The organism is Arthrobacter sp. 05T410 (assembly GCF_056396505.1).
Genome location: NZ_JBFTLP010000003.1, coordinates 228,964 through 243,540, shown reverse-complemented (window position 1 = coordinate 243,540; position 14,577 = coordinate 228,964). Strand labels below are relative to the sequence as shown.

Here is a 14,577-nt window from a genome sequence, read left to right as displayed (position 1 = left end):
CCGGATAGCCGCCCATGGCGACCGACCGGGGAACAAGCTGCGCCCATGTGACACGTGGCCTAGATCGAGTAGCGCTCGTCCTCGTGGTCGCCGGGGTGGTCGTTGACCAGGCCTGCGGCGAGGGTGTTGCCGTCGAGCGGGTCGATCACGAGGAACGCCCCGGTGCGGCGGTGGTGCAGGTAGTTCTCCAGCGGCAGCGGCGCGGCGAGCCGGAGCTGCGCGTGCCCGATGTCGTTGAGCTCCAGGGTGGTGGTCGGCTCCAGGCCGAAGCTGGCGAGGTCGAGCCTGCCTGTCACGTTCCGCACCAGGGCCTGGACCGTGCGGGTGCCGTGCTTGACCAGGACCTTGGAGCCCTCCCGGAGCGGCTTGGGCGAGAGCCAGCACAGGGCGGCGTAGAGGTCTGCCGATGCCTCGCGCACCGTCCCGGCCGCCGCGATCGTGTCACCGCGGGCGACGTCGAACTCATCGGCCAGGCGCAGCGCCACGGACTGCGGTGCGGCCGCCTCGGCGAGCTCGCGGCCCGCGAAGTCGATCCCGGTGATGGTGGTGGTGCGCGGGGCCTGGCCCGGGGTCAGGATGCTGACCTGGTCCCCCAGTTTCACGGAGCCTTCGGTGATCTGGCCGGCGTAGGCACGGTAGTCGCGGTAGGCCTCGGGATCGAGGCCGCCGGCGATGGCGTCCGGAGCCAGCGCGCCCTGCGGCCGTATCACCAGCTGGACCGGGAAACGGAAGCTTTCGAGGTGGCTTTCGAGTTCGTCGGCGGCCGGCAGCGTCTCCAGGACCTCCAGGAGCGCCGGGCCGTCGTACCACGGTGTCCGCTCCGAGCGGTCCACCACGTTGTCGCCGTCGAGGGCGGAGACGGGGACGACGAAGAGATCGGAGACACCGCCTGCATTTGAATCGTCACGGCCGAGACCGAGTTCGCGCCCGACCTGTTGGACGTCCGCCTCGATCCCGCGGAACACGTCCTCGCTGAAATCCACGAGGTCGATCTTGTTCACGGCGACGATCACGTGTGCCACGCGCAGCAGCTGCAGCACGGACAGGTGCCGGCGGGTCTGCTCGAGGACACCCTTGCGGGCGTCGATGAGCACGACGACGGCGTCCGCGGTGGACGCGCCGGTCACCGTGTTCTTGGTGTACTGCACATGCCCGGGGCAGTCCGCGAGAATGAAGCTGCGCCGGTCCGTGGCGAAGTAGCGGTAGGCGACATCGATCGTGATGCCCTGCTCGCGCTCCGCGCGCAGGCCGTCGGTCAGCAGGGCGAGATCGATCGCTTTTGTGCCGGTGGCCCCTTCACCGCCGAACCCGCGGTCCGCCGAGGTGCGGGCGACGGCGTCGAGCTGGTCGGCGAGGATCGCCTTCGAGTCGTGCAGGAGCCGGCCCACCAGTGTGGACTTGCCGTCGTCGACGGAGCCTGCGGTGGCGAAGCGGAACAGCGTGGTGGGCAGCGCCGCGGCAACGAGGTCCGGGCCCGGGAGAAACGTTTCCGTGCTCATTAGAAATAGCCGTCCTTCTTGCGGTCTTCCATGGCGGCCTCGGAGATGCGGTCGTCGGCCCGGGTGGCGCCACGTTCGGTGATGGTCGAGGCGGCAACCTCAATGACGACGTCGCGCACCGTGGCGGCGGCCGATTCCACGGCGCCGGTGCAGGACATGTCGCCGACGGTCCGGTAGCGGACGGTCTTGGTGATGACTTCCTCGTGATCGCGCGGCTGGGAGACCTCGCCGACGGCGCGCCACATGCCGTCGCGGGCGAAGACTTCGCGGCGGTGGGCGTAGTACAGGCCCGGCAGCTCGATGTTCTCGCGCTCGATGTAGCGCCACACGTCCAGTTCGGTCCAGTTGCTGATGGGGAACGCGCGGACGTGCTGGCCCACCGTGTGCCGGCCGTTGTAGAGGTTCCACAGCTCGGGCCGCTGGTTGCGGGGGTCCCACTGGCCGAACTCGTCGCGCAGGCTCAGGATCCGTTCCTTGGCCCGGGCTTTGTCCTCGTCGCGGCGGCCGCCGCCGAAGACGGCGTCGAACTTGTTGCGCTGGATCGCATCCAGCAGCGGCACCGTCTGCAGCGGGTTCCGGGTTCCGTCCGCACGCTCGGCCAGCTCACCGGAGTCGATGAACTCCTGGACGGAGCCGACGACGAGCTTCAGGCCCAGCCGTTCCACAGTGCGGTCGCGGAAGTCGATGACCTCGGGAAAGTTGTGGCCGGTGTCCACGTGCAGCACCGGGAAGGGCACCTTGCCGGGCCAGAAGGCCTTCGTGGCCAGGTGCAGCATCACCACGGAATCCTTGCCGCCGGAGAACAGCAGCGCAGGCTTCTCGAACTCGGCGACGACCTCGCGGATGATGTGGATGGCCTCGGACTCGAGGGTGTCGAGGCTCGAGAGGCGTGAACCTGCGACGCCGATTGCCGCCCCCGCCCCTGCGCCGCGCGGCTGATCTTCGATCAGCCCAGCGCGCGGCTCCGACAGGCCCGATGCCACTCCCTGGGCGGCAATCGGCGTCTCAGCTGCGTCGTTGTCCAGCACCGACAGCTCCAGGTCCTCGTTGGTGATTTGAGTTCTCATACGTGTAGTCCGCATTCTGTCTTGTCGGTTCCTGCCCAGCGTCCGGCGCGGGGGTCGTCGCCGGGCGCCACCTTGCGGGTGCAGGGCTGGCAGCCAATGGACGGGTAGCCCTGTGAAAGCAGCGGGTTGACGGGAAGAAGGTTGTCGTCGGAGTACTGCACCAGCTGGTCGAAAGTCCAGGCCGCCACCGGGTTGACCTTGACCAGGCCATTGGCCTCGTCCCAGGTGACCAGCGGCGTGTTGGTGCGGGTGGGCGCCTCGTCGCGGCGGACTCCGGTGAACCAGAGCTCGTAGCCGGCCAGGGTGCGGCGCAGCGGCGCCACTTTGCGCAGTGCGCAGCACTGCGCGGGGTCGCGGGCGAAGAGGTCCTTGCCCAGGAGCCGGTCCTGCTGCTCCACGGTGTTCTCCGGCAGCACGTCCACGACGTTGACGCGCAGGTTGGCCGCGACCTCGTCACGCGTCGCGTGCGTCTCCGGGAAGTGGTAGCCGGTCTCCAGGAACAGGACGTCGACGCCGGGGAGCTGGTCCGCGACCAGCGCCGGGAGGACCGCATCCGCCATGGAGCAGGCGACGGCGACAGTCGGCAGCTCGAAATTGCGGGCCACCCAGGCGATGACATCGCGGGCCGGGGCGTCCCAGCCGAGCTCGGCGGCGCCGGCCTCGGCGAGGACCTTGAGCTCGTCGTGGGTGCGGAGTGCTGCGGTCACTGTAGATCACCCTCCTCCGCGGCGAAGGCCCACTCGGCGAAGCTTTGGCCCTCGGAGCGGTCGGCGACGAACTTGCGGACCACGCGTTCCACGTAGTCGGGCAGTTCCCCGGCCGTGACCTTGAGGCCGCGGACGGTGCGGCCCAGGCCTGCCTCCTCGCGGCTGTCGGACGCGAGCCCGCCGCCGAGGTGGACCTGGAAGCCCGGGGTGGGATCGCCGTCGGACGTTGGCAGCATCATGCCTTTGAGGCCGATGTCCGCCGTCTGGATCCGGGCGCAGGAGTTGGGGCAGCCGTTAATGTGCAGGGACAGCGCCTGGGGCAGCTGCTTGCTCTCGGCGAGGTCGGCGAGCCGGCGCTCCAGCTCGGCAACCGCCGTCGCCGCGGTCACCTTCGTTTCCACGATGGCGAGCTTGCAGAACTCGATGCCGGTGCAGGCGATGGTGCCGCGCCGGAACACGGACGGGCGGGCGGACAGGCCCAGCGCGTCGAGCTCGGCCACGAGCGGGTCCACCTCATCCTTGGGCACGTCGAGGACCACGAGTTTCTGGTGCGGGGTGGTGCGCAGGCGCTGCGAGCCGCGGGCCTCCAGGGTGTCCGCGAGCTTGACCAGCTGGCTGCCGGAGAGGCGGCCGGCCAGCGGGGTGGCGCCGATGAAGAACTTGCCGTCCTTTTGTTCGTGCACGCCAATGTGGTCGCCGGGCGTGGAGGGCTTCGGGGCGGCCGGGCCGTCGGCGAGCTTGTAGCCGAGGTATTCGTCTTCGAGGACCTGGCGGAACTTCACCGGCCCCCAGTCGGCCAGCAGGAACTTCAGCCGGGCCTTGGTGCGCATGCGCCGGTAGCCGTAATCGCGGAAGATGCTGGTGACGCCGAGCCACACGTCGGCGGCCTGGTCCGGCCGGACGAAGGCGCCGAGGCGCTTGCCCAGCATGGGGTTGGTGGAGAGCGCGCCGCCCACCCAGAGGTCGTAGCCGATGCCGAGTTCGGGGTGGACCAGGCCCACCAGGGCGACGTCGTTGATCTCGTGCACCACGTCCTGGCTGGGGTGGCCGGTGATGGCGGTCTTGAATTTGCGCGGCAGGTTGGCCAGTTCCGGGTCGCCGATGAACCGCTCGGCGAGTTCCTGGATCAGCGGTGTGGGATCGATGATCTCGTCCTTGGCGATGCCCGCCACCGGGGAGCCGAGGATGACGCGGGGCACGTCGCCGCAGGCTTCCGTGGTGGACAGCCCCACGCCTTCGAGCCGGCGCCAGATTTCGGGCATGTCTTCGACCCGGATCCAGTGCAGCTGGATGTTCTGGCGGTCCGTGAGGTCGGCCGAGTCGCGGGCGAAGTCCACGGAGATCTGGCCGATGACGCGCAGCTGCGCGGTGGTGAGCGCACCGCCGTCGATCCTGACCCGGAGCATGAAGTACTTGTCTTCTAGCTCGTGCGGCTCAAGCGTGGCGGTCTTGCCGCCGTCGATCCCGGGTTTGCGCTGGGTGTAAAGCCCCCACCAGCGGAAGCGGCCGTGCAGGTCGGTGCCATCGATCGAGTCGAAGCCGTGCTTGGAGTAGACGGACTCAATACGCTCGCGGACGTTGAGGCCGTTGTCTTCCTGTTTCCAGGTCTCGTTGGCGTTCAGCGGCGTGGTGCCGTCCACTTTCCACTGGCCGTGCGGCTTTGCGGCCGGGCGGGGAGGGCGCTTGGTGCGGCCGGCGGCAGCCTCGTCCGTGGACGCTCCGGCTAGAGCTGTATCAGTCATGCATCGACTGTAGGGGCGGCCGTAATCCCGTCACAAAGGGTCAGAAACGGGGAGTCACCTAGGGCAACATTTCGTCACGAACCGCCGGAAACCCTTGAAGTCGCCCTGCGGCTGTGCATCTGCGCGGACCGTCAGGGCCGGGGCTGCGGGGCCCCGGCCAGCGCCGCGTCGTAGCGTTCCAGGGCAATTTCGGCGAGGACCGGGGAGGGCAGCAGCGGCGCCGTCACCAGGTCCGCGCCGGCCTTGGCCAGCTGGTCATGGAAGAAGCCGGGCGCCAGGAGATACGAGGCGATGACGACGCGACCGCCAAGGTCCACCGCTCCGGCCGACTCCCCCGCGCCGGCACCGCCGGCGGCCTCCTCGCGGAGCATGGCGACGGTGTCGGGAACCGAGGGTTTGGCGGAGGCGCCGTAGGCGGCCACGATCCGGTTGGAACGCAGGGCACGGAGCTGCTCCGTGAGTTCCTCGACATTCTGTGCGGCGCTGGGATCGGAGGACCCGGCGGCGGCGAGGACCACGGCGTCGTTGTCCGTTACCCCGGCCTCGCGCAGCCGCGCATCGAGCAGGGCTGCGAGCCGCGGATCCGGCCCCAGCGGCGCCGCGGCCAGGGTGTCCGGCCGGCTCTTCACGGCGCGGGCGATGTCCACCTTAACGTGGTATCCGACGCTGAGCAGCAGCGGAACCACGACGGCGGTTACCCCCGCCGGGAGGCCCGCCACGACGGCCGGCAGGTCCGGGTCCTGCACGTCGACGTAGGCCTCGCGGACGTCCAGCCCGGGACGGAGCCCCGCGATGCCGTCCCGGAGCGCGTTGACCTCCGCGGCCCCGTGCGGGCTGGACGTGCCGTGGGCGCAGGCGATCAGGATGGGGGTATTCATAGCCGTTAGCGTAACCTTGGAGCCGCCCTATCCGCCCCCTTGCAATCGACCGGGACGCTTCATGACCTTCTCCTTCAGCCTTGTCCTGGTCTGGCTTGACCTCGCCGGCGTGTTCTTCTTTGCGGTCTCCGGCTCATTGCTAGCGGCGCGGAAGCAGTTCGACATCATCGGCTCGCTGCTCCTGGCCTCGGTGGTGAGCCTGGGCGGCGGCGTCATCCGCGACATCATCATCAACGCGGGCCCGCCCGCCGCCTTCACCAACCCGGCGTACCTGGCACCGCCCCTGTTTGCCACGGTGCTGGTGTATTTCCTGTTCTCCAGCGTCCAGCGCTTCACGTCGCTGCTGATCCTGTTCGACGCCGGCGGGCTGGCCCTGTTCTGCATCACCGGCACACTGAAGGCGCTGGCCGCCGGGATGAATCCTGTGGCCGCCGTCCTGCTGGGTGTCACGACGGCGGTGGGTGGCGGCCTGCTGCGGGATATCACCGCCAACGAGGTCCCGCAGCTCTTCGACCCCAGGGATCTGTACGCGCTGCCGGCGTTCGCCGGGTCGGCGTCGACCGTGATCCTGTCCCTCACGGGGACCTTCACCGCGGTGAGCGCCTGCGCCGTCGCCGGGGTGGTCTTCGCCTTCCGGGTCACGGCCTGGCGGCGCCACTGGTACGTTCCGCTGGCGGTCCGCGGCTGGCACCGGCTGGGCCTGGACACCGCGGAAAACGACCGCTGAGGATTAGCTAGGATAAGACCATGACTGACATGTTCCTCGAGAAATTCCGCGCGCTTGTCCCGAAGTATCTCGAAGACGAATGGCAGGAAGAAGATGGCCTCCCGGCCGAGGAGCTCGACGCCGCCCTCGCCGAGCACCAGTTCCAGGTCCCGATGGTCCTGCGCGAGTTCTACCTGGCAGTCGGCGGCTGCGAGGACATCATGGAGGCCTACCACTACTTCTGGGACCCCGAAGAGCTCGAAGTCGATGACGAGGGCTTCCTCATGTTCCTCGAGGACGAGGAAGAGCAGTTCACCTGGGGCTTCCGCGTCGGGGACCTCAGCATCCCGGATCCCATCGTGTACCGCCGCAACAACGCCCGCGGCCAGTGGAAGAGCGAGGAAGGGACCTTCTCCGAATTCGTCTTCGACATGTTCGAGTGGGCCTTCAACGACGAGGACGAAGACTAGGCTCCACGGCCCTCTCCTCCCATCTCCCGCCGACTCTCCCCTCTCTCCTGCGGTCGCCGATTCTCCCCTCTCTCCTGCGGCCGCCGACTCTCCCCTTGTTTGGCGTCCCCCACCGGCGTGTCCGGCGGAACCGCCGGCATTCTGTGGCAACGGGATTCCATACGTGGGGAAATTCCGCGGATGACCCTGCCGCGCAGCACCTGCCACACCTCATCGATCACCTTCTGCGGGTTGTAAACGACGTCGTGATATCCGTACCGGAGGACGGCGTAGCCGGTCAGGATGCTGGCGTTGTTCCGGCCCCGGTCCTTCTTGACCTGCGCGCGCTCAAGATGGGTGCTCCCGTCGATCTCCACGATCAGGAATCCTTCAAGCAGGAAGTCCACGACGCCGATCCCCGGCAGGTGCACCTGCGTCTGGGTGTAGGTTCCCTGGCTCCGGAAGAGCAGCCTGGCAACGACCTCGATCGCCGAATCCGCCGTGCCGTCAACCAGCTCCAGGACTGCACGGGCGGCCCCGTTCCGGTTTCCCGGCAGCCGCTGGCGCAGATAGTCCAGCGAGGTGCGGCCCTGCAGCAGGGCACTTTCCACCATGACCGCCGCATCCACCGGGGGCAGGCAGCGCAGCGCGTGGAGCAGAGCGTCGGTGAGTCCGGCCACGGGGCGCGGGTATTCCGTCGGGACCAGGCTGCCGCGGTGGATGACCATTCCGGGCGCTGCGCCGTGCGCGCACAGCAGGTGCAGCCGTGCGGGCTCGTGGAGGCGCCATATGTCGTGGAACGGCGCGGCGGAGGCGCAGGTGAGCATGCCGTTCGCGAGCACGGCGGCCACGAAGTCCGCCCGCGCCCCGGGCAGCGCCACCACCCCATGGCGGAGGCGGCGAATTTCCCCGGCAGCCACGGCAGCGCGGATCCTGTTCGACGTAAAACCTGCCTGCAGCAGCGTGGCCGTGCGGGCAACCGAGCCGGCGTATTCCAGATAAACCTTAACGTCCATGGGGCAAGCACACACGCGGCATGACAGCCCCGGGGGCCACAACATCGGTTATGTGGACAACTCCGCACCATCCGCGCCGCTGATATTCCCCGCTTTGACCATGTCCGACGGCGTGTCCCGCCAGCGACCGGCGTGTCCCGAAGCTGTCCGGCCAAAGGTGGGGAAACTCAGCGCGACAACGTCCGGCAATACATCGAAATCTTATGACAAGAAATTTACAGATAGGTCTGGACGCTATGACATAACTGTCATAGAGTTGTTTCTGGGTTCACCAAATGCCTCCGGTGGATCTGATGCGAACGGAGAAATGGCCCCGGTTCGGCACAACGGAAGACTCGGACGTTGTGAGGAACCGGGGCCATTCCGTTTAAGCCGGAAGCCAGGTTAATCGTCAGGCTGCACCCAGCCGGAAGAACCGGCCGGGGACCTAGCTGCTGCGGTCCACTACGGCGTGGGCGAAGCTGGTCAGCGAGGCCTTTACGACGCCTTCGGGCAGCGGGGCAAGGGCGGCAATGGCCTCATCGGCCCAGGTGCGTGCCACCACCCAGGACTGTGCAGTGACGGGGTGCTCCCGGAGTCCGGCCACGGCGGCGGCCAGGGCCTCATCCGAGCTGAGGTCACCGTCTATCAGCGTCAGCAGTTCGACGGCGGCCTGGTCGCCGTCGCGGGCCGCGTTGCGCAGCAGCAGCACGGGCAGGGTGGGCACGCCTTCGCGCAGGTCGGTTCCCGGCGACTTGCCGGACTTGACCTTGATCCCGGTGACGTCGATGACGTCGTCGGCGAGCTGGAAGGCAACGCCCACCTTCTCGCCGTACTCGACCAGGATCGGCTCGTAGGCTTCGTCGGCGCCGGAGAAGATTGCACCCAGCTGCCCGGAGGCGGCCACGAGCGAGCCGGTTTTGTCCGCGATGACGGAGAGGTAGTGCGCCAAGGGGTCCTCGTCCGGGCGCGGTCCCACGGTCTCGTGCAGCTGGCCCAGGCAGAGCCGTTCAAAGGTGCGGGCCTGGATGCCAAGCGCCCGGGACCCGAGCTCCGAGACCAGGATGGAGGCGCGCGCAAAGATCAGGTCGCCGGTCAGGACCGCGACGGAGTTGCCCCAGACCTCGTGGGCCGTCGGCGCCCCCCGGCGGAACGGCGCGGAGTCCATGACGTCGTCGTGGTAGAGGGTGGCGAGGTGCGTCAGCTCGACGACGACGGCGGCCTGCACCACTGCGGGCAGGGAGGCGTCGCCAAGGTGGGCGCACAGCAGGGTCAGCAGCGGGCGGATCCGCTTGCCGCCGGCTTCCACGAGGTGGCGCGACGTTGCGTCAGCCAGGGGATCGGAGTTGGCAATGGCTTCGCGCAGCTTCTTCTCGACGCGCGCCAGGTTGGTGGTGAGCGCCGGGCCCAGCTCGGCGTCGCCCGCGATGGCCGAGAAGCCTGCCGGCAGTTGGAGGCCGGTGGCGATCGCGGTGGTGTTGAGGCTGGGTTCAGCGCTCGGCAGGCCGTGTCCGGCGTGCGTCCAGCTTTGGTCTGCAGAGTTGGTCACGGGTTAACCCTAACTTTTTGTTGCGGAAACCGCGGAGTTGGCGCCGGAGTGCGGAACGCTGTCCGTGGTGGACGCGGCCTTGTTGGACGTTGCCTGATTGGACGTGGCGGGAACCAGGGATTCCAGGACCCGGATGACCCGGTCCTCGAAGCCCTTGGCGGCGGGATCGGTAAGGTTGGCCAGCATCCGCACCACGAAACGCATGAGCACGGGGACAGGCATACCGGTCCGGAGGGCCAGTTTCATGACGGCCGGCTTGCCGATCAGGGCGGCGAACGCCCGTCCCAGTGTGAAGTGTGAGCCCCACTGCTGGCGCACGTAGTCGGCGTACCGGGCAAGGTGCGCGTCGGCGGCCCTGGAAGCCTCCGTCCCGGTCCCCCAGCCGGCGGACGCCGACCGGGCAGCCGCGTCGGCGATGAATTCGGCCGCGAAGCGGGCGGACTCCATGGCGTAGGAGATGCCCTCGCCGTTGAACGGGGAGACCATGCCGCCGGCGTCGCCGAGGAGCAGCAGCCCCGGAGAATAGTGCGGAGTGCGGTTGAAGCCCATGGGCAGCGCGGCGCCACGGATTTCGCCCACCTGGTTGTCCGGGGTGAAGCCCCAGTCGGCGGGCATGCCGGCGGTCCATTCGCGCAGCACCTGCTTGTAGTCCAGCTTGCCGAAGTCCTTCGAAGAGTTCAGGATGCCCAGGCCCACGTTGGAGGTGCCGTCGCCGACGCCGAACACCCAGCCGTAGCCGGGCAGGAGTTTGCCGTCGCGGCCGGGAAGCTCGAGCCAGCCTTCCATCCAGTCGTCGTCGTGCCGCGGCGAGGTGAAGTAGGTCCGCACGGCCACGCCGAGCGGCCGGTCGTCGCGCTTGCCGATGCCCAGGGAGACGGCGGTGCGCGTCGAGTTCCCGTCGGCGGCGAGGACGACGTCGGCGCTGAAGTCGCGCGTCTCGCCGGTCTTGCGCCCGGAGTTGTCCAGCAGCGCTGCGCGCACGCCGGTGACCCGGCCATCCTCGGAGCGCAGCGCCTCGGTGACGCTGTGGCGTTCCAGCACGACGGCGCCCGCGGACTGGGCATGCCGGGCGAGCTGTTCGTCGAAGCCGAGCCGGGTCCGGATCAGCCCGTACTGCGGGAAGTCGGCAACCTCCGGCCAGGGCAGTTCGATCGTGCGGCCGCCGGCGATCAGGCGCAGGCCCTTGTTCCGCCGCCAGCCGTCGGCTTCGGGGTGGGCGAGTCCCAGCTTCTGGATCTCGCGGACCGCGCGCGGGGTGAGTCCGTCGCCGCAGACTTTCTCGCGGGGAAAGCTGGTTTTCTCCAGCACCGTGACGTCAATGCCGGCTTTGGCAAGGTAGTAGGCGGCGGTGGATCCGGCCGGGCCCGCCCCGACGATCAGTACATTCACAGCAGGGATCGGCTACCGGCCGGGCCGGGTGATGTTGCGGCGCAGCTTGGCCACGGGTCCGGTGTGGGCGGCCAGCGCCGCAGCGCCTGCGGCAGGGCCGGTTGAGGGGTCTGCCGGTTTCTGGGCCCGGTGCACGGCGACGATGCCGCCGCTGAGGTTGCGGTAGGTGACGGATTCCCAGCCGGCCTCCTGCAGCCAGGCCGCAAGGTGGTCCTGGTCCGGCCAGGCGCGGATGGACTCGGCGAGGTAGACGTAGGCGTCGGGGTTGGAAGAGGCCTTGACGGCGATGGCCGGCAGGGCCCGCATGAGGTATTCGGTGTACATGGTGCGCCACAGCGGCACCACGGGCTGGGAGAACTCCGCAATGACCAGCCGGCCGCCGGGCTTGGTGACCCGCAGCATCTCGGCCAGGGCCTTCTTCGGCTCGTTGACGTTGCGCAGGCCAAAGGAGATCGTGCTGGCGTCGAAGGTGTTGTCCGCGAACGGCAGGCGGGTGGCATCCCCGGCGATGAAGTCGATGTCAGGGCGGCGGCGCTTGCCGACCTTGAGCATGCCGAGGGAGAAATCGCAGGCGATGACGTTGATGCCCGCGTCGGCGTACGGCTCGCTGGAGGTGCCGGTGCCGGCGGCGAGGTCCAGGACGTGCTGGCCGGCCGATACGCCCATGGCCTCCACCACCACCTTGCGCCAACGCCGCGTCTGCCCCAAGGACAGGACATCGTTGACGACGTCGTATTTGGGGGCGACGTCGTCAAACATCGTGGCTACTTCGTCCGGACGCTTATCCAAGGATGCTCGGTTCACCCTGACATTGTCTCAAATGATCGGCGCTCCCACGAACGGGCCGCCAATTGACGCGGCTTTCACCTGCGGCAACGGCCGCGGCGGCCCCGCACAGGCCCGGCCGGCCCGTGTATATCCACCCAATGGGCGATCACGGGCTAGTGTTATGCCATCATGACGAGCACGTTCCGCACCTTGACAGTCCCCCTCGATGCCGAAACTTTCCCCGGGGGCCTGCCGTCGTTTCTGGTCCGGGACGATGTCCTCTGCTGGACCCGCCGCGAGGCCGGTCTCGTGGGCTTCGGCGAGATAGCCCGTTTCACCGCCACCGGACCCGAGCGGTTCCTGGAAGCGGACATCTGGTGGCGCCACCAGGTCCTGGAGGCAGACATCCAGGACAGTGTGGGCTGCCCCGGCACCGGCCCGGTCGCCTTCGGCTCCTTCGCCTTCTCCAAGGCCTCCGCCCATGAGTCCCGGCTGCTGGTCCCGGAAATCGTCGTCGGGCTCCGTGACGGCCAGGCCTGGCTGACCCAGCTCACGTTCGACGACGGCGACCTCACCGAAGCCGGTGCCCGCGCCGCCCTGGACCGCTGGCTTCACAGCACCAGCGCCAATCCCGGCTCAAATCCCCGAGCCAGCGCCAATCCCGGGACCAGCGTGACCGTGGTGGATGACCGGGTGCCGGCACCCGCGCAGGCCGGTGGCGCCGTCGTACGTCCTTTGCCATTGGCCGCAGGGGCAACGTTGCACACCGGCTCGCTCAGCGAGGAAGACTGGATGGCCGCCGTTGCCGCCGGCGTCGCGGAGATCCGGACCGGCGCCCTGGAAAAGCTGGTGCTGGCGCGGGACGTCGTGGCCACCGTCCCCACCGGCGTCAAGGCCGCCGAGGTGCTGCGCGAACTGTCGGCCCGGTACCGCGAATGCTGGACGTACGGGGTGGACGGGCTGGTGGGGGCCACTCCGGAAATGCTGATCCAGGTGGAGGGCCGCACCGCGCAGGCGCGCGTCCTGGCCGGCACCCTGGACCGCCGCGACGCCGATGGCATGGCGGGCTCGCCGCTGGAATTCGCCGAACGGGTGCTGGCCGGCTCCGAGAAGCAACGGCACGAACACGACATCGCAATCCAGTCCCTGACCACGCAGCTGGCCCCGTTTTCCGAGGCCATGAACGCGCACAGCGAGCCCTTCATCCTCGAACTGCCCAATGTGTGGCATCTGGCCTCGGACGTCAAGGCTGAGCTGGCTGAGGTGGAAGGCCACGTCCCCACGTGCCTGGCCCTGATCAACGCGCTGCATCCGACCGCCGCCGTCTGCGGTACCCCCACCACCGTGGCCGGGGCGCTCATCCGCAAGCTCGAGCACCTGGACCGCGGCCCGTACGCCGGGCCGGTCGGCTGGCTCGACGCGGCCGGCAACGGCGAGTGGGGCATCGCCCTGCGTGGCGCCGTCATCGAATCCCCGCACACGGTCCGGCTCTATGCGGGCTGCGGCGTGGTGGACGGCTCGGTTCCCGAGACTGAGCTCGCCGAGACGTGGGCGAAGTTCCGGCCGATGCTGGAGTCGCTCGGCATCAGCAACTAGTGTGCGGGGCTCGCGAGGCCCAAGATGCGGGTGGGGCCCGTGACGCCGGCCGGGCCGGCGAATCGGCCGTCGGACTTGCACCGCAGGAACTGGCGAAACGGACAGGAATCCGGGATCACAGACAGATCGGGCACTAAAGATATTGCATTCGGGTCTGGTTTAGTTATCCAATAGTGAAACTTAGTTTTCTGTGACGCACATCTCTTGTTCGGCGATACACTATAAATCGGCCTCGTTACGCATCCCTCCGGCAACAAAAGGTAAGAAAATGCAGATCTCCCCTTCGCTCCTGAGCAACCCCGCAATGAAGGTCGCCACGGTGCTCGCCGTCGGCGCATTGGCCTTGACGGCCTGCACGAACGCCTCCGAGACCGGCCCCTCCGGCGCGGCTTCCGCTTCGGGCAGCGCCGCGGCCAGCTTTGACCCCAGCACGGTCCAGAAGGACGACGCCCTGGCGGCCATGTTGCCCGAGTCGATCAAGTCAAAGGGCACCCTGACCGTGGGCTCGGATACCTCCTACGCCCCCGCGGAATTCCTCGGCACCGACGGCCAGACCCCCGTGGGCTACGACGTCGACATCGCCAAGGCGATCGGCGCGGCGCTGGGCCTGAAGGTCCAGGTCCAGACGGCCGAATTCACCGGCATCCTTCCGGCTCTCGGCCCGAAGTACGACCTCGGGGTCTCTTCCTTCACGATCAACCCGGAGCGGCTTGCCGCGGTGAACATGGTCAGCTACTACCAGGCAGGTACCGGCTGGGCCGTTCAGAAGGGCAACCCCAAGAAGATCTCCCTCGATGACCTCTGCGGCAAGTCCATCGGCGTGCAGACCGGCACCATCCAGGAAGATCCGGACCTCTCGGACCGCAACAAGAAGTGCACCGCCGAGGGCAAGCAGCCCATTAACATCGTGACCCTCAAGACCCAGACGGACATCACCACCCGACTGGTCAACGGCAGCATCGATGCCATGGCCGCCGACTCCCCCATCATCGGCTACGCACTGACCCAGACCAACGGCCAGCTCGAGAAGCTCGGCGAAGTCTACGATTCTGCTCCCCAGGGCATCGCCGTCGCCAAGTCGGACACGGCCCTGGCGGACGTCGTCCAGAAGACCATGACCAAACTGATGGAAGACGGTTCCTACAAGAAGATCCTTGAGGGCTGGGGCGTCACCGACGGTGCCATCACCAAGTCCGAGGTCAACCCGGCGGTCGCGTCTTGAGCCTCCCCAC

The 14,577-nt window shown here is 68.3% G+C and carries 13 protein-coding genes; 4 read left to right on the top strand and 9 right to left on the bottom strand.

Annotated elements, in window-relative coordinates:
* Positions 1-59: 59 nt before the first annotated feature.
* The 5 genes from AC1DFR_RS05725 to AC1DFR_RS05705 form a co-directional block, all read right to left on the bottom strand.
* Complete coding sequence (locus AC1DFR_RS05725; RefSeq protein ID WP_223913711.1) at positions 60-1,499, bottom strand: sulfate adenylyltransferase subunit 1; 1,440 nt, start codon at positions 1,497-1,499, stop codon at positions 60-62.
* Complete coding sequence (gene cysD / locus AC1DFR_RS05720; protein ID WP_476872940.1) at positions 1,499-2,566, bottom strand: sulfate adenylyltransferase subunit CysD; 1,068 nt, start codon at positions 2,564-2,566, stop codon at positions 1,499-1,501. The genes AC1DFR_RS05725 and cysD overlap by 1 nt, the downstream gene beginning before the upstream one ends.
* A complete protein-coding gene (locus AC1DFR_RS05715; protein WP_476872939.1) occupies positions 2,563-3,273 on the bottom strand; it encodes a phosphoadenylyl-sulfate reductase in 711 nt (236 codons plus the stop codon). Before AC1DFR_RS05715 ends, cysD begins: the two co-directional genes overlap by 4 nt.
* Positions 3,270-5,015: a nitrite/sulfite reductase gene (locus AC1DFR_RS05710; RefSeq protein ID WP_476872938.1), complete on the bottom strand. Its 1,746-nt coding sequence runs from the start codon at positions 5,013-5,015 to the stop codon at positions 3,270-3,272. The genes AC1DFR_RS05715 and AC1DFR_RS05710 overlap by 4 nt, the downstream gene beginning before the upstream one ends.
* 131 nt (positions 5,016-5,146) lie before the next feature.
* Positions 5,147-5,893 carry a sirohydrochlorin chelatase gene (locus AC1DFR_RS05705; RefSeq protein ID WP_476872937.1) on the bottom strand — a complete coding sequence of 249 codons (747 nt, stop codon included), beginning with the start codon at positions 5,891-5,893 and terminating at the stop codon, positions 5,147-5,149.
* Positions 5,894-5,954: 61 nt separating this feature from the next.
* On the opposite strand from AC1DFR_RS05705, the gene AC1DFR_RS05700 reads away from it, so the two are divergent.
* Both AC1DFR_RS05700 and AC1DFR_RS05695 read left to right on the top strand, forming a co-directional pair.
* A complete protein-coding gene (locus tag AC1DFR_RS05700; protein ID WP_476851228.1) occupies positions 5,955-6,620 on the top strand; it encodes a trimeric intracellular cation channel family protein in 666 nt (221 codons plus the stop codon).
* 20 nt (positions 6,621-6,640) lie between these two features.
* The gene (locus AC1DFR_RS05695) at positions 6,641-7,069 is read left to right on the top strand and encodes a hypothetical protein (protein WP_243181967.1); all 429 of its coding nucleotides are present in this window, start codon (positions 6,641-6,643) and stop codon (positions 7,067-7,069) included.
* On the opposite strand, the gene AC1DFR_RS05690 is transcribed toward AC1DFR_RS05695, so the two are convergent.
* The 4 genes from AC1DFR_RS05690 to AC1DFR_RS05675 all read right to left on the bottom strand — a co-directional run bounded on the left by AC1DFR_RS05690 (position 7,066) and on the right by AC1DFR_RS05675 (position 11,785).
* Positions 7,066-8,064, bottom strand: coding sequence for an endonuclease domain-containing protein (locus AC1DFR_RS05690; RefSeq protein WP_476872936.1), 999 nt, complete (start codon positions 8,062-8,064; stop codon positions 7,066-7,068). The two genes, AC1DFR_RS05695 and AC1DFR_RS05690, sit on opposite strands and share 4 nt — an antisense overlap.
* Positions 8,065-8,491: 427 nt before the next feature.
* Positions 8,492-9,592 (bottom strand): polyprenyl synthetase family protein, encoded by a 1,101-nt coding sequence (locus tag AC1DFR_RS05685; protein ID WP_230007829.1) that lies wholly within the window; start codon positions 9,590-9,592, stop codon positions 8,492-8,494.
* Positions 9,593-9,601: 9 nt separating this feature from the next.
* Positions 9,602-10,981, bottom strand: a complete 1,380-nt coding sequence (locus tag AC1DFR_RS05680) for a geranylgeranyl reductase family protein (protein WP_476872935.1) — start codon at positions 10,979-10,981, stop codon at positions 9,602-9,604.
* A gap of 12 nt (positions 10,982-10,993) precedes the next feature.
* Positions 10,994-11,785 (bottom strand): demethylmenaquinone methyltransferase, encoded by a 792-nt coding sequence (locus tag AC1DFR_RS05675; protein WP_084476083.1) that lies wholly within the window; start codon positions 11,783-11,785, stop codon positions 10,994-10,996.
* Between the two features lie 153 nt (positions 11,786-11,938).
* On the opposite strand from AC1DFR_RS05675, the gene AC1DFR_RS05670 reads away from it, so the two are divergent.
* Both AC1DFR_RS05670 and AC1DFR_RS05665 read left to right on the top strand, forming a co-directional pair.
* Complete coding sequence (locus AC1DFR_RS05670) at positions 11,939-13,345, top strand: isochorismate synthase (RefSeq protein WP_476859331.1); 1,407 nt, start codon at positions 11,939-11,941, stop codon at positions 13,343-13,345.
* A 268-nt stretch (positions 13,346-13,613) separates the two neighbouring features.
* Positions 13,614-14,567 (top strand): ABC transporter substrate-binding protein, encoded by a 954-nt coding sequence (locus AC1DFR_RS05665; RefSeq protein WP_476851223.1) that lies wholly within the window; start codon positions 13,614-13,616, stop codon positions 14,565-14,567.
* Positions 14,568-14,577 lie beyond the last annotated feature (10 nt).

Excerpts from the sequence above, each read along its gene's own strand:
- AC1DFR_RS05725 (WP_223913711.1), bottom strand. The coding sequence starts at position 1,499 with ATGAGCACGGAAACGTTTCTCCCGGGCCCGGACCTCGTTGCCGCGGCG.
- cysD (WP_476872940.1), bottom strand. The coding sequence starts at position 2,566 with ATGAGAACTCAAATCACCAACGAGGACCTGGAGCTGTCGGTGCTGGAC.
- AC1DFR_RS05710 (WP_476872938.1), bottom strand. The coding sequence starts at position 5,015 with ATGACTGATACAGCTCTAGCCGGAGCGTCCACGGACGAGGCTGCCGCC.
- AC1DFR_RS05705 (WP_476872937.1), bottom strand. The coding sequence starts at position 5,893 with ATGAATACCCCCATCCTGATCGCCTGCGCCCACGGCACGTCCAGCCCG.
- AC1DFR_RS05700 (WP_476851228.1), top strand. The coding sequence starts at position 5,955 with ATGACCTTCTCCTTCAGCCTTGTCCTGGTCTGGCTTGACCTCGCCGGC.
- AC1DFR_RS05695 (WP_243181967.1), top strand. The coding sequence starts at position 6,641 with ATGACTGACATGTTCCTCGAGAAATTCCGCGCGCTTGTCCCGAAGTAT.
- AC1DFR_RS05690 (WP_476872936.1), bottom strand. The coding sequence starts at position 8,064 with ATGGACGTTAAGGTTTATCTGGAATACGCCGGCTCGGTTGCCCGCACG.
- AC1DFR_RS05670 (WP_476859331.1), top strand. The coding sequence starts at position 11,939 with ATGACGAGCACGTTCCGCACCTTGACAGTCCCCCTCGATGCCGAAACT.
- AC1DFR_RS05665 (WP_476851223.1), top strand. The coding sequence starts at position 13,614 with ATGCAGATCTCCCCTTCGCTCCTGAGCAACCCCGCAATGAAGGTCGCC.